The 19,547-nt window shown below is 51.7% G+C and carries 19 protein-coding genes and 1 rRNA gene; 19 read left to right on the top strand and 1 reads right to left on the bottom strand.

Annotated elements, in window-relative coordinates; all coding sequences use genetic code 11:
- The first annotated feature begins 111 nt into the window (after window positions 1-111).
- The 15 genes from rrf (at window position 112) to E6Q52_RS12945 (ending at window position 13,331) form a co-directional block, all read left to right on the top strand.
- Window positions 112-225: ribosomal RNA gene (gene rrf / locus E6Q52_RS12875) — 5S ribosomal RNA — on the top strand.
- 584 nt (window positions 226-809) lie between these two features.
- Window positions 810-1,517 carry a 2-C-methyl-D-erythritol 4-phosphate cytidylyltransferase gene (gene ispD / locus E6Q52_RS12880; protein WP_292822657.1) on the top strand — a complete coding sequence of 236 codons (708 nt, stop codon included), beginning with the start codon at window positions 810-812 and terminating at the stop codon, window positions 1,515-1,517.
- Window positions 1,514-1,996 (top strand): 2-C-methyl-D-erythritol 2,4-cyclodiphosphate synthase, encoded by a 483-nt coding sequence (ispF, locus tag E6Q52_RS12885; RefSeq protein WP_292822659.1) that lies wholly within the window; start codon window positions 1,514-1,516, stop codon window positions 1,994-1,996. Before ispD ends, ispF begins: the two co-directional genes overlap by 4 nt.
- Before the next feature lie 5 nt (window positions 1,997-2,001).
- A complete protein-coding gene (locus tag E6Q52_RS12890; RefSeq protein WP_292822661.1) occupies window positions 2,002-3,831 on the top strand; it encodes an ABC transporter ATP-binding protein in 1,830 nt (609 codons plus the stop codon).
- 236 nt (window positions 3,832-4,067) lie between these two features.
- Window positions 4,068-4,490 (top strand): type II secretion system major pseudopilin GspG, encoded by a 423-nt coding sequence (gspG, locus tag E6Q52_RS12895; protein ID WP_292822663.1) that lies wholly within the window; start codon window positions 4,068-4,070, stop codon window positions 4,488-4,490.
- 5 nt (window positions 4,491-4,495) lie between these two features.
- A complete protein-coding gene (locus E6Q52_RS12900; RefSeq protein WP_292822665.1) occupies window positions 4,496-5,668 on the top strand; it encodes a type II secretion system F family protein in 1,173 nt (390 codons plus the stop codon).
- Window positions 5,665-7,347, top strand: a complete 1,683-nt coding sequence (locus E6Q52_RS12905; protein ID WP_292822667.1) for a GspE/PulE family protein — start codon at window positions 5,665-5,667, stop codon at window positions 7,345-7,347. The genes E6Q52_RS12900 and E6Q52_RS12905 overlap by 4 nt, the downstream gene beginning before the upstream one ends.
- Entirely contained in the window at window positions 7,328-8,155 is an 828-nt protein-coding gene (locus E6Q52_RS12910; RefSeq protein ID WP_292822669.1) for a hypothetical protein, read from the top strand. The genes E6Q52_RS12905 and E6Q52_RS12910 overlap by 20 nt, the downstream gene beginning before the upstream one ends.
- A complete protein-coding gene (locus E6Q52_RS12915; RefSeq protein WP_292822671.1) occupies window positions 8,145-8,714 on the top strand; it encodes a PilN domain-containing protein in 570 nt (189 codons plus the stop codon). Before E6Q52_RS12910 ends, E6Q52_RS12915 begins: the two co-directional genes overlap by 11 nt.
- A complete protein-coding gene (locus E6Q52_RS12920) occupies window positions 8,711-9,340 on the top strand; it encodes a hypothetical protein (protein WP_292822673.1) in 630 nt (209 codons plus the stop codon). The genes E6Q52_RS12915 and E6Q52_RS12920 overlap by 4 nt, the downstream gene beginning before the upstream one ends.
- On the top strand, window positions 9,330-9,971 hold the full coding sequence (locus E6Q52_RS12925) for a hypothetical protein (protein WP_292822675.1): 642 nt from the start codon (window positions 9,330-9,332) through the stop codon (window positions 9,969-9,971). The genes E6Q52_RS12920 and E6Q52_RS12925 overlap by 11 nt, the downstream gene beginning before the upstream one ends.
- Window positions 9,968-11,980, top strand: coding sequence for a secretin N-terminal domain-containing protein (locus E6Q52_RS12930; RefSeq protein ID WP_292822677.1), 2,013 nt, complete (start codon window positions 9,968-9,970; stop codon window positions 11,978-11,980). The genes E6Q52_RS12925 and E6Q52_RS12930 overlap by 4 nt, the downstream gene beginning before the upstream one ends.
- A gap of 10 nt (window positions 11,981-11,990) precedes the next feature.
- Window positions 11,991-12,467 carry a type II secretion system protein gene (locus E6Q52_RS12935; RefSeq protein WP_292822679.1) on the top strand — a complete coding sequence of 159 codons (477 nt, stop codon included), beginning with the start codon at window positions 11,991-11,993 and terminating at the stop codon, window positions 12,465-12,467.
- Complete coding sequence (locus tag E6Q52_RS12940; protein WP_292822681.1) at window positions 12,454-12,834, top strand: type II secretion system protein; 381 nt, start codon at window positions 12,454-12,456, stop codon at window positions 12,832-12,834. Before E6Q52_RS12935 ends, E6Q52_RS12940 begins: the two co-directional genes overlap by 14 nt.
- Window positions 12,835-12,842: 8 nt before the next feature.
- Complete coding sequence (locus E6Q52_RS12945) at window positions 12,843-13,331, top strand: type II secretion system protein (RefSeq protein WP_292822683.1); 489 nt, start codon at window positions 12,843-12,845, stop codon at window positions 13,329-13,331.
- 6 nt (window positions 13,332-13,337) lie between these two features.
- Here E6Q52_RS12945 and E6Q52_RS12950 read toward each other — a convergent pair whose 3' ends face one another.
- Complete coding sequence (locus E6Q52_RS12950; protein ID WP_292822685.1) at window positions 13,338-14,030, bottom strand: lytic transglycosylase domain-containing protein; 693 nt, start codon at window positions 14,028-14,030, stop codon at window positions 13,338-13,340.
- 267 nt (window positions 14,031-14,297) lie between these two features.
- Here E6Q52_RS12950 and epsA point away from each other — a divergent pair, with 267 nt between their 5' ends.
- The 4 genes from epsA (at window position 14,298) to E6Q52_RS12970 (ending at window position 19,539) form a co-directional block, all read left to right on the top strand.
- Entirely contained in the window at window positions 14,298-15,131 is an 834-nt protein-coding gene (gene epsA, locus E6Q52_RS12955) for an XrtB/PEP-CTERM-associated transcriptional regulator EpsA (protein ID WP_292822687.1), read from the top strand.
- A 272-nt stretch (window positions 15,132-15,403) separates the two neighbouring features.
- Entirely contained in the window at window positions 15,404-16,168 is a 765-nt protein-coding gene (locus tag E6Q52_RS12960) for a PEP-CTERM sorting domain-containing protein (protein WP_292822689.1), read from the top strand.
- A gap of 69 nt (window positions 16,169-16,237) precedes the next feature.
- Complete coding sequence (locus E6Q52_RS12965; RefSeq protein WP_292822691.1) at window positions 16,238-17,707, top strand: hypothetical protein; 1,470 nt, start codon at window positions 16,238-16,240, stop codon at window positions 17,705-17,707.
- A 233-nt stretch (window positions 17,708-17,940) separates the two neighbouring features.
- Window positions 17,941-19,539, top strand: a complete 1,599-nt coding sequence (locus tag E6Q52_RS12970; protein WP_292822692.1) for a ShlB/FhaC/HecB family hemolysin secretion/activation protein — start codon at window positions 17,941-17,943, stop codon at window positions 19,537-19,539.
- The last annotated feature ends 8 nt before the right edge of the window (window positions 19,540-19,547 follow it).

Consider the following 19,547-nt stretch of genomic DNA (forward strand, 5'->3'; position numbering starts at 1 on the left):
ACCCTAATCCCATTGAAATACTTAAGCCTGCGAGCTTAAATCCTTTACTTCTTCCAATTTGTTAAAGCAGGCTGACTCACGTCAGCACCATGCATAACATTACCAGTTATGTTTGGGGACAATAGCGGTTTGGAACCACCCCTTCCCATCTCGAACAGGGCCGTGAAACGAACTTGCGCCAATGATAGTGTACTCTTCGTATGCGAAAGTAGGTCATCCCCAAGCTCCTTACATAAAAACCCAGCACAATAGTGCTGGGTTTTTTATTGCTCAAAATAAATAAAACAGACCACATAAAGCAACCACGTAAGTTGCACAAAACTGTCTAAATAGACGATTTACTTAGTGCAATCGCAAGCAAAAAGTTTGCTGCATTCAATTGGATTTTATTTAAATGGGCTGATTTATTAATCATTTGTTATTTGCCTATTTAGCTTGGTAAAGGTTTGCTCTGTGTGAGTTCAATTCGATGCCAATATCAGACTGCATACCTTCCACACTAATAAATTGGTTCAATTGCCAGTACGCGACAAGATATTTTGGTCATCTTGAGGAATAATTTTTGCGATCTGATTTCCCATTATCTTATCGATTAAGTAGCCAAGATTTACAGTAATTGCCCTGTTGAAACCCTTACTCGTGATAATGCCAACATTGCTATATGACGTAATTTGTCTACGAAGTACTATTGGATAATCGGGTGACTTTTAAGCGATATTTAGTTCAGCTCAAACAAAAGCGATTAGGTAATCATTTTGTTGATTTAAGGCTTGCAAAAGAAGTGCATGGCTACATGATAAAATAACGAGATGAGTCAATATCATGTTTTGATCCCCAGTGCAGGCAGCGGCTCGCGTATGCAGAGTGCGGCTCCTAAGCAATATTTGCCGCTCAACGGGATACCGATCGTGCGTCACGCGATCGATACTTTTGAGGCGATGCCCGAAATTAGCCAGGTTTTTATTGTGATTGCGCCTGAGGATGCTTATTGGTCCAATACCCTGCTACAGGGTTGTCATAAAACACAGGTATTGTCTTGTGGTGGCGATAGCCGGGCGGCATCGGTGTATCAGGGCTTGCAAGCCATGGCGTCACACGTTGACGAGGACGATTGGGTATTAGTACATGATGCGGCACGCCCTGGCCTAGATGCTACGATGGTACAGCGTTTAATCGCTGCTATCAGCTCGACGGATGTCGGCGGTTTGCTCGCCTTACCGCTGGCAGATACCTTAAAGCGCGCCGATGCAACACAGCAGGTCGCAGAGACGATTCCACGCGAAGCATTGTGGCAAGCGCAGACGCCGCAAATGTTCAAAGCGGGCATGTTGCAGCAGGCACTGGCGACACATTTGCAGCGTCAGCCTACCGATGAAGCGCAGGTCATGGAATGGGCGGGCTACGTCCCCAAGCTCGTGCTGGGCGATTTAAAAAACCTAAAAATTACGTATCCGCATGATGTGGCCGTTGTTAAGGCGCTGATGCGGGCGACACAGAGCGAACAGGATGCAGAATGATCCCCTTTAGAATTGGTCACGGCTTTGACGTGCACGCGCTGGTCACGGGCCGTGACTGTATTATCGGTGGCGTGACTATCCCACATAGTCATGGCCTAGATGGACATTCAGATGCCGATGTCTTGCTGCATGCGATCTGCGATGCTTTGTTAGGCGCTGCCGCCTTGGGCGATATTGGCAAACATTTTCCACCGACCGATATACGCTTTAAAGGCATAGAGTCGCGCGCGTTGTTAAGGCATGTGGTGGCCTTGCTCAACGATAAAGGCTATCTGGTTGGTAATGTGGACGCGACGGTGATTTGCGAAGCGCCACGCTTGGGTAAGCATACGGCGCAAATGTGCGCCAATATTGCGGCGGATTGTCAGATTGCCATTGACCAGGTGAATGTCAAAGCGACCACCACAGAAAAACTTGGCTTTACCGGGCGCAGCGAAGGTATTGCTGCCGAAGCCGTTTGTACCATTTATTCCAAGTAGTGATCATGCGATTATTTAGCCGTTTTGAAGCATTGGTATCGCCGTTTCCGCGCGAGATACTCAATCAGCTGCCCACCCGTTTTTGGCCTTTTATGTGGGCATGCTCTTATGGCATGCGTCGCTATATTTTGGCCATGACCATACTCACTGCCTGTATCGGTTCGTTTGAGGCCTTATTGTTCGCTTTGATGGGCAAAGTGGTTGATAAATTGACCGCAATTGTGCCTAGCCAATTGTGGACCACGCATCATGACACCTTGTGGCTGGTGGCCGCGATTTTAATGGGTAGTACTCTGGTGATTGTGCTGCAAACCTTGATCAAGCACCAAACGCTGGCGGGTAACTTTCCGATGCGTTTACGCTGGCAGTTTCATCAGCATATGCTCAACCAAAGCATGGGCTTTTACCAAGATGAGTTTGCCGGTCGTGTCTCTGCCAAGGTGATGCAGACCGCGCTGGCCGTGCGCGAAGTGTGGTTTATTCTGGCCGATATCATGGTGTACGTGCTGCTCTATTTCACCACGATTGTGACGGTGGTCGGCAGTTTTCACCCGTGGATGGTGTTGCCGTTTTTGGGCTGGTTGCTGCTTTACGCCTGTGCCTTGGTCTATTTTATTCCGCGTCTGGCCAAGGTTTCACAGCATCAGGCAGATGCGCGCGCGCTGATGACAGGTCGCATTACCGATGCCTATACTAATATTTCGACCGTTAAATTATTTTCGCATGCCGGGCGTGAAGCAGGGTATGCGCAATCCGCTATGCAAGAGTTTCTGGATACGGTGCATGGGCAAATGCGCATGGTCAGCTGTGTTGAGAGCATTAATCACTTTTTAAACATGTGCCTGATCATTGCCAGTGGCAGCATGGTGTTGTGGCTGTGGTCGCAAAACCTGGTTGCTGCCGGTGCGGTCGCTGCTGTCATGGCCATGGGGTTACGTCTGAACGGGATTTCGCACTGGGTGATGTGGGAGCTGACCTCGCTGTATGAGCAGATTGGCACCGTACAAGATGGCATGAATACCTTGTCTGTGGAAAATCGCGTGGTGGATGTGCCTGACGCGCTGACGCTGGCTGTGCCTAAAGGTGCGGTGTCGTTTGAGAATGTGGATTTTGCTTATGACAAACAAGCACCACTGTTGCAGGATTTTAACCTGCATATCCAGCCTGGTGAACGGGTGGGCCTGGTCGGGCGCTCTGGGGCCGGTAAATCGTCACTGGTGAATTTACTCATGCGTTTTTACGATATTCAGGCCGGGCATATCCGCATTGATGGGCAGGCGATTGATGCGGTAAAACAGGATTCTTTGCGCCAGCAGATAGGCATGGTGACCCAGGATACTTCTTTGCTGCATCGTTCGGTGCGCGAGAATATTTTATATGGCCGCCCGGATGCCAGTGATGATGAAATGATCATCGCGGCCAAGCGTGCCGAAGCGCATGAATTTATACTCACCCTGCACGATGCCAAGGGGCGCACTGGCTATGATGCGCATGTGGGTGAGCGCGGTGTGAAGCTCTCTGGCGGCCAACGCCAGAGGATTGCGATTGCGCGTGTCATGCTCAAAAATGCGCCTATATTGGTGCTGGATGAAGCGACCAGTGCGCTGGATTCTGAGGTCGAACTGGCGATTCAGCATCACCTTGCCCAACTGATGGAAGGCAAAACGGTGATCGCCATTGCGCATCGCTTATCGACCATCGCCGCCATGGACAGGCTGATTGTGCTTGATCAGGGCCGTATTGTCGAAACTGGCACTCATCACCAATTGCTTGCACAAGAGGGCATTTACGCCAAATTGTGGGCACATCAGAGTGGCGGCTTTTTGGGCGAGTAAGCACTATTGCGATTGTCGCCCCTTTTTCCGGTAAATTATTAATTTATTTAAAAATAAATTAATATATGTTATTATTTTCTGGGTGTGCCTCGCCCAGAAATCTATCTCACGCCACTTCATAGCTGCTTTGTAATGTTAAATCAACATTACAATTGTGACGCCTTGTCATATTGCCGCCACTTTTCTGCAATCTAATCTGCTTAGTATTGTCATCAAATTTTCATGGAGTGTTAGCGATGCCTTGTCGTTCTGTTTGGAACAGTCGCGGTTTTACTTTGCTGGAGTTATTGGTTGTCATGGTCATTATTGGCTTGCTGGCAGGCTATGTCGGGCCCAAGTATTTTCAGCAGATTGGCAAGTCTGAAGTCAAAACAGCCAAGGCACAAATTGCGGCGCTGGAGCAGGCGCTGGATCAGTTCCGGCTCGATGTTGGTCATTATCCGAGCACTGAGCAAGGCTTGCAGGGGCTGATGAGCAATGCCGATAACAATACGCACTGGAGTGGCCCTTACCTGAAAAAAACCGTGCCGAATGATCCATGGGGCAAGCCTTACCAATACCGTACCCCCGGCCAGCATGGCGAATATGATTTATTCAGCCTGGGCAAAGATGGCCAGGTCGGTGGTAGCGACGAAGCGCAGGACATTACCAACTGGTAACTGCCATGCATTATCAGGCAAAAGTTCTCAATGGTTCTACGCTGGCAATGGTGGAACTGCAGGCCGATGATGAGCAGGATGCCTATGCGCAACTGAAATCTAAAGGCCTGATGCCAGTGTCGCTGCATGCGCAAAAGGCGGCCAAAGTCTCCAAGCGCGAAGCGTTTCCGCTGGCCTTGTTCAGTCAGGAGCTATTGGCTTTACTGGATTCTGGCCTGAACCTGGTGGAAGCGGTCGATGCACTGGCGCTGCGCCAGGATCATACGCGCACGGTGTTGCAAGCGATTTTGCAGTCGCTGCAACAAGGCAAGTCTTTTTCAGCAGCGCTTGAGCGCCAGCCGACGGTGTTTCCGCCGCTGTATATCGCGACCGTCAAGGCCGCTGAGCGCACCGGTGACTTGGGCAATGCCTTGACGCGCTACATTGCCTACGACAACCAGGTCTCATTGCTCAAAAAGAAAATCGTCAGTGCCTCTATTTATCCTTTGTTGTTGATGGTGGTGGGTGGCCTGGTGATTGCCTTTTTAATGGGGTTTGTCGTGCCTAAATTTAGCAGTGTGTATGAAGGCACCGGCGCCGATTTACCCTGGATGTCCAAAGTGATGTTGCAGTGGGGCACGCTGATTTCACAGCATGGCGAGACCATGCTGGCGATAGTGGTAGCCATGGTCATTGGTCTGGTACTGCTGTTCAAAACACCGGCGACGCGACAGTCTATGCTCAAAGCCATTTGGCGCATTCCGGCCATCGGTGAAAAACTCCACCTCTACCAGCTCGCCCGTTTTTACCGCACCTTAGGCATGTTGCTGGCAGGCGGTACACCAATTATGACGGCCCTCGATTCGCTGGGCGGCTTGCTGGACAGCAGCATGGCGCGCAGTCTGCAACAGGCACAAACCATGATTAGTCAGGGGCAGCCGCTCTCCCATGCGTTTCAGATCGTGGGAATGACCACACCCATTGGCGAGCGCATGCTGCTGGTGGGCGAGCGGGGTGGCAATGTGGCACAGATGATGGACAGCATTGCCGGGTTTTATGATGAAGAACTGGCGCGCTGGATAGACTGGTTTACCAAGTTGTTTGAGCCTTTGCTCATGCTGTTTATCGGTCTGGTCATCGGTGTCGTCGTGTTGCTACTGTATATGCCTATTTTTGAACTGGCGGGGCAAATCCAATGAACCAGGCTTTGCCCATGTTATCGGCCGACTCGTTATCCCTTGCGCAAACACAGGCTTTGCAACAGCAGCGCCGTGTGATTGAAGTGCTGGAAGACCTCGCCCCGGCAGACAGTGAAATGCTGGTGAGCCAACTGGCGCAGTTGCTGCATTACCCGCTGGCGACCATGCGCGACATGCGTGAGTGGCAGGTCGCCTTTGACGTGGTGAGCTATAACGAGGCGCAGCAGAAAGAGTGTCTGGCGTTTTATGATGCGGCACAAACCCTCATTCTGGTGTTTGCTGACCCGTTTAACCGCCAGTTGCCATTGTGGGCGCAGCATGCGGTGCAAGTGCCGTTTGAGTGGCGGTTGGCGCATCGGCTGGAAATCAGTGCCTACCTCGCCGGTGAAGAAGAAACCATGCGTGCCATGGATGGCGTCGGCCTCTCGACCGAGCACGCGGCAGAAGGCGACGAAGAAGTCGTCATGCAATTGTCGCTCAAGTCCATCCATGAAGACGCCAACCCGATTGTTAAGCTGATTAATTCCACCTTGTACGACGCGCTGAAAACCGGCGCCAGCGATATCCACCTGGAAACCCATCCTGGCGGTTTGGCAGTCAAATACCGCATTGACGGTGTGATGGCCAGTATTGCCAATAGCCCGGGCCTGGATAGCGCAGAACAGGCGATTTCACGTATCAAGGTCATGGCGCAACTGGATATTGCCGAGCGCCGCATTCCGCAAGATGGTCGCTTTAAAGTACACGCCATGGGCAGATTGATCGATTTCCGCGTTTCTATCATGCCAAGTGCCTTTGGTGAGGATGCCGTGTTGCGTGTACTGGATCGCAAGGCGCTGACCGAGCAGGCGCAAGGACTAAGTTTAAAAGCTTTGGGTTTTGATGACGAGGTGATTGCTGGTTTTAGAAAATTGGCCAGTGAGCCTTATGGTATGGTGCTGGTCACTGGCCCCACCGGTAGCGGTAAAACCACTTCTTTATATGCGGCGATTTCAGAAGTGAATACCGGCTTTGACAAAATCATCACCATTGAAGATCCCGTGGAGTATCAGTTGCCTGGTGTGCTGCAAATTCCGGTCAATGAGAAAAAAGGCCTGACCTTTGCGCGTGGTTTGCGCTCGATTTTGCGTCACGACCCGGACAAGATCATGGTCGGTGAGATCCGTGATGCCGACACCGCCCAAATTGCCGTGCAAGCGGCACTGACCGGTCACCTGGTGTTTTCGACGGTGCACGCCAATAGTGTGCTGGATGTGATTGGCCGCTTTATGCATATGGGCGTCGACCCTTACCATTTTGTGTCGGCAGTGAACGGCATTATTGCCCAGCGTCTGGTGCGCGCCTTGTGCCCGCATTGTGCCGAGCCTTTTGTGCCAGATGCAGACATGTTGCGCGCCTCTGGCCTGAGCACAGAGCAAGCCGCGGCCATGCAGTTTCAGCATGCGCAGGGCTGCGGCCATTGCCGTGGCACCGGCTACAAAGGACGTAAAGCCGTGGCAGAAATGCTGGTACTCAATGACGAGCTGCGCGAGATGATTATTGCCAGGCAGCCAATCCGGCAGTTGAAAGAAGCCGCAGCCAGAAACGGCATGCGTACCATACGCCAGGCAGCCATTAGTGCTGTGGCCGAAGGCATGACCAGCTTACAGGAGATTAACCGTGTCACGTTTATTGCCTGAGTGGTCATGGTGTGGCCTGACCAACGTGCTGGTGACCGCAGATCGGTTACTGGCGGAGCACAGGCCTGCAGGCTTGCGCACGCGCAGCCTGACCGCACAAAGCAGCTGGAATGGCACGGATTTGCAAGCGTCGCTGCCAGCGCTGTTGTCACAACTCCCCGCCAGTCGTTGGCGCCGGATAGAAGTCTATATGGCCGACAAGCATGTGCATCTGTTGCGCTTGCCTGCCATGACGCACAGCGTACAGTCGCTGGATGTGTCCGGGCAGGAGCAGCAGGCCTATGCTCGCGCGATGTTGATGCAAACCTATGGTGAGGCCGCTCGGGCCTGGCCGTTTCGTTTGCAGGATATCCAGCAGCCGCAAGACAGCTTACTGGTGGCGATTCCTGCCTTGGCATCTTTGGATATCTCTGCATTATTGGCTAGCCATGCCATGCAGTGGTCGGTACAGCCTTATGCCAGCGCTTTGTGGGCGCAAACGCGTTTGCCAGTGAGTGGGACAGTGCTGACGGCCGAGCCACAGATGTTGCGATTATTGCAATTGGATCACGGTCGCATGATTCATGTTGCCAGCCTGGCGACGGAGATGGCTGATGTGGATACCATGGCTGCCTGGCTCATGCGCGAACGTACCTTGCTGGGCGTGCAGGCTTCTTCGTGCTACTGGTTGTTAGAGCCTGGTTGCCAGGCAGTCGAAAAGACTGGGCGCCAGTTAAAACAGGTTTTGTCCGGCCAGGTGTCCTGGCAAGTGTTGCTAGCCAGCCGTGCGGTTGCCCCATGGCGACAGGAGCTTGCGCATGTGGCCTAACCCGAATTATCTACTGGAGTTTTCACGGCCAATGTTTGCCTGGCAGCTATTGCGCTGGCCTGGCGCGGTGCTGGTCATGCTATTAGGCATGCTGGTAGCGGTACAGTATGCAGGGGTCACTGACACTGAGGCACAGTTGCAGCGGCTTGCACAACGTCAGCAGCAGTTGATGCAGCAACAGGCAACGGCGACAACCGCCGCACACCCACCTGTCAGCAAAGTGGTCGCCCGGCAAGCGGTCAAGGTATTGAGCCAGCCAGAGCAAAAAGCGGCCGAAAAAATTGTGCAGCAGCTTAATGTACGCTGGTTTGATTTATTGCAGGCGCTGGAGTCGCAACAAGTGGCCGAGATTGCTCTATTGCAATTGTTACCAGATGCCAACCGTGGCCAGTTTGTGTTGTCAGGCGAAGCAAAAAGTTATCAGGATTTGCTCAAGTATGTGAGCCAGTTGCAAGCGCTGCCTGCGCTCAGCCAAGTGCATCTGCAAAAACACCAGGTGAACGAAAGTCATCCGCAACGTCCGGTCAGTTTTGAGATTCAAGGCGGGTGGCAACCATGACTGCATTACGTTTACCTGCCCCCATGACGCTGGTATGGCTGCTGCGCCGTTGTGCATGGTATCTCGGCTGGCTACCCATGGGGTTGTCTGTGCTGTTATTGGCGCTGTGGGGCGTGTTGTCACAGCAGCAGTCCACCCAAGTGGCGCAGCTGGATGCGCTGAAAAAAGAGATTCACCAGTTGGCGGCCTCACCTTTGCGCCCGGCGCAGGCTATGCCCATAGCTGCAGTGGCGGCGCTTGCACCACAGCAGCCGTTGCCAGCCCAGCCTGTGCAATTAGCCACCTTGTGGCAACAACTGCCGGTCTTTGCGGACCTTTCCCCCCGCATGATCACCATCGCCCGCATGGCACAAAAGCGGCAGATTGCGCTCAATGTGGGTGACTATCAATGGCAGGCGCATCAGGCCAGCAACACAACACAAGCTATTCAGCAGTTTGATATGCGCTTTACCATTCAGGCCGACTACGCGACGTGCCGTCAATTTATGCTGGATGTCCTCAAACAGTATCCCTCTATGGCGCTCACCGGGCTGGAGCTGCGCAAAAATGAAACGGTACAACCTGTTGTTGATGCCACATTGACATTCTCGGTGTTTATTCGCGGAGGGCGCGTAGATGGTGTCTGAGTCCAAACCATCCACACGACCACTGTTGTGGCTAATCCTGTTGCTCACGCTGGGCCTTGTCTATTGGCAATGGTCGCAAGAGGAGATTGCTACTGAGACTAACGTGGAGGTTGCCAAACCGAGGGTGAGCAGACCAGAGCCAAGCGTAGTAGCCGCTGCCATGCCGCAAGCACCTGACAGCCAGCCCGCAGCGGCACTTGCAACGGCATCAGACTCGGTGGCCACTACGCCTGCCCGTGAAGAGACTTATTTCACACGCCAGTTGCCTGCTGCAAAAATAAGCCATGTCTTATTCGCGGCACACGAATGGTTGCCGCCACCGCCAAAACCACAACCGCCACCGCCGCCTGAGGCACCACCATTGCCTTATACCTATGTGGGCAGTATGCAGGATGTGCCGGGTGGCGACGCGGTGATTTTAATGCAGCAGAAAAAGATGTTATTGCCCAAGCTGGGCAGCAATGTCACCACACAGTGGCGCGTAGACCGCGAGGATATGCAGGCGGTGTATTTCACCTATTTGCCACTGAATAAAACCGTGGTGCTGAGTAAAACCAAAACAGCAGCTGGCCAACGCCAGGCGATGGCCGATGCTGACAACAATCCTCAAGAAGAAATGCTTAACCAATGAATGCTTTTAACTTAAGTGCGCCCTGGCAGACTGCGATTCCACGCTATGTCGTCATCAGTGTGTCGGCATGGCTGCTGTCATCGTGCGGCCTGTTTCCGCCCAAGCTCACTGCCACCACACCAGAAGGAAAAGTGCATGAGCTGGCACAGCAAGTCGCTGAGCGTCCGGCCGATGTGACCTTGCGTAACCGCTGGTTCCGTGAGCGAGAGCAAGCAATTAATGCGCTGTCAGCCGAGGCTGAGGCCGCCGATGCCAGGGGCGATATTGTCCTGGCCAAACAGGTGTATGCGCGTATTCTGACGCTGGATTCGCACCACATCAAAGCATTGGCTTATGAGAATGCCAGTGCACGTGAAATCGCCTTGCGCAAGCAGCTTGAAGCCGCCAAACAGCATATGGATAACCCCAAACAAGCTTTAAAAGAGGTGCGTGATGTATTGCTGGAGCAGCCGACTAATCCGCAAGCACAGGCGCTGGAAAAACAACTGATTGCGATGGAGCCCAAAGCGCGCGCCGCGTTGCCGCAGTTGCAAACTGGCTTGAGCAAGCCGGTGACGCTGGAGTTACGCGATGCCAATATCAAGGTGGTGTTTGAGGCCTTGTCACGTGCGACGGGTGTGAATTTTGTGCTCGATAAAGACATCAAGCCAGAAACCAAGGCCTCGGTATTCGTGAAAAAAATGCCGATTGAAGAGGCGATAGACATGGTGCTGGCCAGTAATGGTTTGCAAAAGAAAGTGCTGTCTGCCACCAGCGTGCTGGTCTATCCGGCTACCCAGCAAAAGAATAAAGACTATCAGGACTTGCTGATCCGCAACTTTTACTTTGCCAACACCAGCGCCAAGCAGTGTGCCGATATGTTGCGCACCATTTTAAAAATCCGCGATGTGTATGTGGATGAGCGCTTGAACATGCTGGTGCTCAGAGATCGGCCGGAAGTGCTGGCGCTGGCGGAGAAAATGATCAAGGCACAGGATATTGCTGACCCGGAAGTGATGCTGGAAATCGAGGTGATGGAAATCACGCGCGGCAAAATGAACCAGTTGGGGATTGTCTATCCGTCGTCACTCACCGTGCTGGATAGCCAGTTGACGCTGGAAGCGCTCAAGCGCATCAAATCGTCTGATATCGGCGTCAGCCCTAATCCTAGCTTGCAATTTAAAACCACCGATACTGACTTGAACTTGCTGTCTAATCCACGTATACGCGTGAAAAATAACGAAAAAGCCAAGGTGCTGGTGGGTAACAAAGTGCCGGTGATTACTACCAACACCACGGCTAACGTCGGCACCTCAGAAAGCGTGTCTTATGTGGATGTGGGGCTCAAGCTGGAGGTGGAGCCGCGTGTGATGCTGGATGATTTCGTCAGCATTAAAGTCAATTTGGAGGTGAGTTCACTGGGCGAGGCCATTACGCTGAGCAATAACTCCAAGGTGTATAACATTGGCACCCGTAACGCGACCACCATGCTACGCCTCAAGCATGGCGAAACACAAATTCTGGCCGGCCTGATTCAGGATTCGGAGCGTAAAAACGCCGACAAATTACCAGGCCTGGGCGAGATTCCGATTTTAGGCCGCCTGTTCTCGCGCCATATTGATGAGAAAAATAAAACCGAAATTGTGCTGGCGATCACGCCCAAGGTCATCAGCAATGTGACCCTGCCTGAGGCGACGTTCTCAGAATACTGGAGCGGGACGGACACCGTGATTTCTGACAAGCCATTATTAAACAGCACGCCAAGTAACACCCTCACACGCGGTCAGCAAGTACGTGAGCAACAACAGCAACGTCAGCGTGAGTTAAATGACGCTGCAGAGGTGCCAGTGAATGACACGCCTGAATCTGCGCCGGCGCCAGAACCGGCCGCCTTGCCAGCGCCAGATACGCCACCGGCGACGACTGAGTCTATGCAGCCTCCTTCAGCCATGCCGGGCTTGTCCAATAACGTTAACGGGATTTCTGAGCAGGGCACGACCACCTTACCGGCACCCAAGGTGATTCCTTGAGGGGGGTACAGTGAAACGCTTAGCTGGATTTACCCTGATTGAACTGATGGTATCGCTGGTGATTGTCGCTATTATGGCCAGCGTCGCCACGCCGATGATACAGCTGACGGTGCAGCGGCAAAAAGAACAGCAATTACGCGAGCATTTGCGTGAAATGCGGCGTGCGATTGATGCTTACAAAAAGGCAGCGGATGAGGGCAGGGTGAAAAAGAATGCTGATGCCAGCGGTTATCCGCCTAATTTGCAGGTGCTGGTAGACGGTGTGGAAGATGCCAAAAGTACCAAGCATGAGCGCATACGTTTCTTACGTCGCATTCCTCAAGACCCGATGATGAAAAATCCGGGCGCTGGCCCTTTGAATCAGGCTTGGGGTCTGCGCAGTTACGACAGCCCACCGGAGCAACCGCGCTATACGCAAGATGTCTACGATGTGTATTCACTAAGCACACAAACCGGCATTAATGGAGTGGCTTATGCGCAATGGTAAACGCCGCGGTTTTACGCTGGTCGAGCTGCTGGTGGTGCTGTCGATTCTGGCGTTGTTATTATCACTGGCCGTGCCGCGTTATTTTTCTGGCGTGCAGCGCGCCAAAGAGCAGGCACTCAAGCAGCAACTGGCCACCACGCGCAAAGCCCTCGACGAATACTATGCCGACCAGGGCCAGTACCCGGATACCTTGCAGGAGCTGGTGGATAAACACTATTTAGACAAGTTGCCCTGGGACCCGATTGCCGAGCGTAATGATGTCTGGGTGATTACGCCGCCAGAATTGCCTTTGGTGGGCGCGGTGTACAGTGTGCACAGTAGTGCCACCGGCCAGGCCGCAGATGGCTCGGCGTATACCGATTGGTAAGCGAAGGCATGCGCAGGCAAGACGGTTTTTCTTACATAGGCGTGATGGTGACGCTGGTGCTCGCGGCCATTGCCATGCAGGGCGCCGCTGTGATGTGGCAGCAGCAGTCACAGCGCACAAATGAGGCCTTGTTGCTAGAAACTGGCGAGGCTTACCGCTTGGCGATTGGGCGGTATTATGAATCGACGCCACAGCCGGTAAAGCAATACCCGGTAAGGTTGGACGAGTTAATCGAAGACAAGCGATTCCCAGTGCCCAAACGGCATTTACGAAAATTGTATCCAGACCCGTTTGATGTCAAACAGGGCATGACGCTGATCATCCGCGATGGCCGTATCGTTGGCGTGCATGGTCAGTCGCTGTTAGCGCCGATACGCAGCACCGGTTACCAGGAGTCTCAATCGGGTTTTCATGGTGCCAAGCATTATCGTGCCTGGCAGTTTGTGTATGAACCGAATACCTTGGCTGATCTGGAGCAGGCCTGGGTCAACCGTTAAATAGCCTCAGTTGCCGCGCTGGCCAGCGTAACTGGCAGCGGTGAGCCGGGTTTTGAATGTCTGATAATACCCCAACACCTTGGGTACATATTGCCTGGTTTCAGCAAACGGTGGCACGGCATGCTGATGCGCTTTCACGGCTTGTGGCCCGGCATTGTAAGCGGCCAGTGCCAGTGTCACATTGCCCTCAAACATATCCAGCATTTTTTTTAAATAATGCGAGCCCCACAAGATTTGCTGCGGCACTGACCACTGCCTGACCGGGATCGCCGTCATGGTTTGGGCCGTGGCTGGTAGTACTTGCATCAGGCCATAAGCGCCTTTGCGAGACAGGGCGCTCGGGTTATAACCGGACTCGGTGGCAATCACGGCATGGATCAGCGCCGGGTCCAGGCTGGTAGCCTCTGCGGCGGCTTGTACCTCCGCCTGATAAGGCACTGTGCCGTTTTTCCACTTGCTTAGGTTGGCCCGGCTTGATGGGGCGGCGGGCGCACTGTCAGCATCTTCACTATTAGTATTGCTAATCACCAACTCCAGGTCATTCGAGTTATCCAGCACAATCTGCTCGGCCAGCGGCTGCACCATCGCGCCAGTAACAGGTGCCGATGTCTCTGCGTCAGCGCTGGTGCACACGGCCATCGTCGCCAGCAATACTGCCTGTGCGATGCCATGTAAGCGGTGAGTCGGTGTCTTTGTCATGGGTGCATTGTGCCATGGTCATGTGACATGGCTAAGACAGCAGCAGGGGCGGTGCTTAACCAACATTTGCCAGTCTATTCACACGATTGTCATATGTCGCGTGGCTGTTGACTGGTGTACATGCTGCCAAAAAAAACCGTGTTTTTCAAGCTAGTCCGCGCAGCTAATCCGTTGTCATGAATGTATCAATTGGCTGACATGTAAGAATCATTTTTATGTCACAAATTCTGAGCACACTTGCTGCATTTATATCAATGTGGTTAACACATGGACACAACAATAACAGGGATAGATCAGGTTAACGACCAGTGGACGTTGGCGCTGAATGAGGAACAACGCGCCTTATTTATGGAGGTGATTGAGGAATCGCTGCGCCTGCAGCATCGCTCTCACCTCTTTAACTGGTTGCAGCGAGGGTTTCAGTGTTTGCTGGCGCACGAGGTAGTCATTATCGGTGTGCGTGGCCTGGAGCGTGCCAGCTATGACTATGAGTACCTGACGTCGAGTCGCTATTTTGGAGACACGCAGTTTGACCAAGTACTGAACGAAGAAGATGGCCTGGTGAACGAAGCCTTTACGCGCTGGAGCAAGCTGGGGATGCCGGTGTTTTATCATACCGAGCTCACTGCGCAGCAATATAATCATTATGCCATTGAGCATGTGGATGCCGAGCGTATGCTGGCCTCCGAGCTCAAGCGCTTTGTCGTGCACGGCTTTGGTAACGAGCACAGCCGCATTGCTACCATGGTCATGTTTGGCCGTTTGAGTTCGCCCGTGAATGCGCAAACTGCCCATCTGTTAGAGCTGCTGATGCCGCACCTGCATTGCGCGATTGTTAAAGTCACCGCTAATAAATGTCCCTCGGTGTTATCCACGACTGCCCGCAATGGTCGCATCAAGCCACTCAGCAAACGTGAGCTCGAGGTACTTGAATGGTTGCAGGCAGGCAAAACCAACTGGGAGATCGGCAACATCATGACCGTCAGCCCGCTCACGATTAAAAACCATGTGCAAAACATCTTGCGCAAACTGGATGTAGAGAACCGCAGCCAGGCCGCCAGCAAAGCCCTCAAACTAGGCCTTATTGCCCGCAAACAATAAACCACATTCCTACCTCTGCTTTGCTGTGAATAAAACTAGTCCTAACGGACTAGTTTTCACTTTTAGGCTGTCATTTTCGATTTTTATACTCATTAGGATTTTTATTTTGGTGTTTAACGCGGTCAACCTAGTCCATGCGGACTAGGTTTTCAAAATAAGGCTGTCATCTGGTGACCCCATACTTTTCCGTGATGAGGTTCATCGTATTCGCTCAGGTATTTAGTAGTTTGCTCTTTCTATCGGTTTGCTCAAAAAAATTTAAGGAGAAGTATATGAAATTTCAAGTAAAAGCATTAGTGGCTGCATTGGCTTTAACAGTGTCAGGTGTGGCTAGCGCGACTAGCGTGCCAGCAAGTGGTAATGGTTCTTTATTTTTGACCATTTTTGATCGTTCTACCAGCACCGCTTTGGTAGTTGATACTGGCTATTTTTACAGCACATTGAATGAAATCGGTACAGATGTTGCTGATTCCAGTTTTGACAGTGCTAACACTGCATTGACATTTGATCTGAGCTCAAACTCAGCTTTCCAGTCATTCATCAGCGGTGCAAACCTGAGCACTACTTACTACAACGTTCTTGCTGGTGACACTTTGGGTGCTGGTGCAGCGGCTGGTGCTCGCGGCATCATTTCTTCCTACGATAAGACTTATTTCGACCCAACTAATGAACAGGCGCTGGCTATTTCCAAGACACCACTGGTGACTGCCGTTGGTAACTTCAACCAGATTGTTTACCAAAACAATGACCCATTCACTTACTTTGCGAACGATAACAATGGTAACCAAGGCCCAACCTCTATCGCTTTGCTGGGTAGCGAAATGAGCCTGTACCAAACCGTTCAAAAACAAACAAACGGCGCGGGCACCAACTTCCTGTACGACAACACCAAAGTGACATTCTCACAAGCTGGTTTGTTGACGATTTCTTCTGTAGCTGTGACTACGCCAGTACCAGAACCAGAAAGCTTTGCTTTGCTGGCTTTGGGTATGGGCGTTGTAGCGGCTGCTGCACGTCGTCGTCAATCTGCAAAATAATTAAAAAAGGGGCTCTTAGGAGCCCCTCTGCTCTTTCACGCTATTTGATTCAGCACATTTAAGGGAACTATGATGAAAATCAACCAAATTGCAATGGCACTGGCAGCACTGTCTGTGAGTACATTGGCCGCAGCAGGTGTGACACCAGCTCAAATTGAAACTGCACGTGGTGCAGGTACTTTAGATCAAGCTTGGATTTCAGGTGCTACTGCACCAACCAAATCTATTTATGAAGGCTGGGTAAAGGGTTGCCAAGCGGGTACAGGTTCTATTTTTACTTCTCAAGCAGCAAGCAATACCTCATTAACACCAGGCTCACTGGGTAATTTTGTTGCATACGCATGTACCCGTGGTACTCGAATTTCTGTGCTGTATCAGACATTGGATGGTGGTTCGCTAAATGCATTTACACCATTTACCAAAGGCACAAAATTAGCTCGCGTGGCTTACTTGGGTAACGCATCCTGTACTAAGATGGCAACAGGTTACGCCGATGCGACTAATACTGCTAACAACGCTGATGTATACAAAGGCTGCGCACAAACAGGTGCGGCAGTTGTTGTGGATGCAAGTGGTGTACAGACAGCGGCCAGCAACTCAGCCAATGCTGCAGCAATAGCGGCTAATCCGTTGGCACCTCAACAAACAGTTGGTGGTTTCTCTGATGTTGAGCCAGCATTGTTCTCTACCACTATTGGTGGCGGTAACGTTTCCAGTTTCGGTAATGTCAGCAATGCGTTCATAGGCCAGGCTTTTGGTGTTGCTGTGTCTACACCGCTGTACCGCAAACTGCAAGAAGTGCAGGGTATTTCTGAGTCTGGTACAGCTTTTTCAGCAGCATTGGCACCATCCCTGACTAAAGGTCAAGTCGCTTCCATCTTGGCTGAAGGTGCTGCTGTACAAACGGCTGAATCCTGGTTGCCTATTATTGGTGAAGACAATGGCGAAAAAGTAATTATTCAGCGCCGTGTGGATACCTCTGGTACACAAGCTTCTTCTAATGCATTTTTCTTGGGCAATCCATGTTTGGGTAGTGGTCAATTGTTGCCAGCAAATACTACCACTGGTAATTATCAGGTTGTTCTCAACTCAGGCTCAAGTAACGTAAAAACCAACATCACAACTGCTTCTAACGCAGCTGCAGGTTCACGTTATGCTATCGGTGTGTTGTCTTTGGAAAATGATCCAACCGTAGAGAATGCAGCTAACAGCGGCTATCGCTTTATTAAAATTGACGGCGTACATCCAGAAGCTGGAGATAGTTCAAATGCCCGTCTTGCGGCTGCTTCAGGTTTGTATCCATTCCATATGGAAATGAAAGCATTCGTGGCTAACACTGCACCTGCTGGCTTCCAGAGAAACATCGTTGGTACCATCGTGAACGCTTTGAAAAACCCAACAGCGGCTGCTTGTGCAACCTTGCCACGTGGTTTGACATTGAACCCAGACGGTGGCAACACTACTTGTGAAGCTGGTGTTGTAAAAGCCAAGTTCACTAACTTTGGCAACAACTGCGCACCAGCAGTATTGTACGAGTAATCGTTAAAAATCTACGCTTAACCAGCGTAGACACCCCATCAACGCACTCCTCAAAAGGGAGTGCGTTTTTCTTTTGGTGGGAGGGTGTTGGAGGACTAGTCCGTTTCATGTGCATGACATAAAAGTTTAAGAAAATGCAGGTCTGTTGAAATTGCCAAACGTTTGATTTTACAAAGGTCTTTAACTTGAATTCGAAATCTCCATTGCTATGGATGTCTGTACTGGCGTGTGCGATGTCGCAAACGCTCTTGGCTGAACAGCAGCCTGATTTAGTCATGACAGAGGTTGCGCCTGCAAGTGTCGCCGCAGATGAGCTCACATTTAATGTCTTTGAGTTTCAGGTGGACGGCAACACTGTGCTCAACAGTGCTGCGATCGAGCAAACGGTCTATCCTTTTATGGGGGAGCACAAAACCATTAAAGAGGTTGAGCAGGCCAGGGCCGCGCTGGAGAAAGCCTATCAGGAAGCTGGCTATTTGACAGTATCGGTGAGTATTCCCCAGCAGGATGTGGATCAGGGCATTGTGCGGTTGCTGGTGACTGAGGGCAAGGTCGATCGCCTGCAGGTGGTCGATGCCCAGTATCACACCCTGAGTGAAATCAAATCACGCACACCAGAATTTGCCGAGGGCTCGGTGCCCCATTTTCCAACAGCGCAAAAAGAGCTGGGAACACTCAACCGTAACCAGAATCGTCAGGTAACGCCTGTGCTGCGTCCCGGCAAGTCACCAGGGACGGTTGAGATTGATTTGCAGGTGAAAGACAAGCTGCCTTTACACGCCAACTTGGAATTAAATGACCGTTACTCGCCTAACACCACCGAGTTGCGTCTGAACGCTGGCGTCAAATACGAAAACCTGTTTCAGAAAGACCACAGTCTGGGGCTCAACTTGCAGGTGTCACCGGAAGACACCAACGAGGTTAAGGTGCTCTCTGGCACCTACGTCATTCCCCGTTTGAACGGTGATTACTTTGCGGCCTATGCCGTCGTCTCAGACAGTAATATTGCTGCGGTGGGCGACATCAACGTGATTGGTAAAGGCTATATTCTGGGCGCGCGCTATATTCATCCGTTGCCATTATCAGACGGTTTCTACCATAGCCTTACGTTTGGCATGGACTATAAAGAGTTCAAAGAAACGCTGTTTTTGCCAAGCACTGATCCGACATCTACTGGTCCTCTGACCTCTAAAACGCCAATTAGCTATTGGGCGACTTCCGTCGGCTATGACACCAACATCCAGTCATATTTGGGCCAGACCCAAACCAGTATGGTGCTGAATATGGCTCCCCGTTTAATGGGCAATAGCAATGCTGAGTTTGATCTCAAGCGTGACAAGGCAAAAGCTAACTTTTTCTATCTGCGTGCCGATGCCAAGCATCTGTATACCTTTGCGTCTGGCTGGGCGATGCAAGCCAAGGTAGCTGCGCAGTTGGCCAGCGACCCGTTGATTTCGACCGAGCAGTTCAGTATTGGCGGTGTGGAGTCGGTGCGCGGCTATCTGGAATCCAGCCGACTGGGTGATAGCGGTATTGCCGGTTCTGTTGAGTTGCGTACGCCACCGTTGGCGAAGGCCTTCAAGCAATATGCATTCGCTGACTATATCAAGGATATGTACGCCTATACCTTTGTCGATGCTGGGCGAGTACAAGTCAGAAATGCAGCCGGACTGGAGCCGTTTTATGAATTGTATTCTGCTGGTCTGGGTTTCAAGTTGAAGACGACGACTGGCTGGTTCTCTTATCTCGATTATGCACAGGCCATGAACGATGCGCCGCAGGTTGAGCATGGAGATTACAGGCTGCACTTTCGTGTTGGCTATGAGTGGTAACTGCGAGC

Origin of the sequence: Methylophilus sp. (assembly GCF_008015755.1) — a bacterium.
GTDB lineage: Bacteria > Pseudomonadota > Gammaproteobacteria > Burkholderiales > Methylophilaceae > Methylophilus.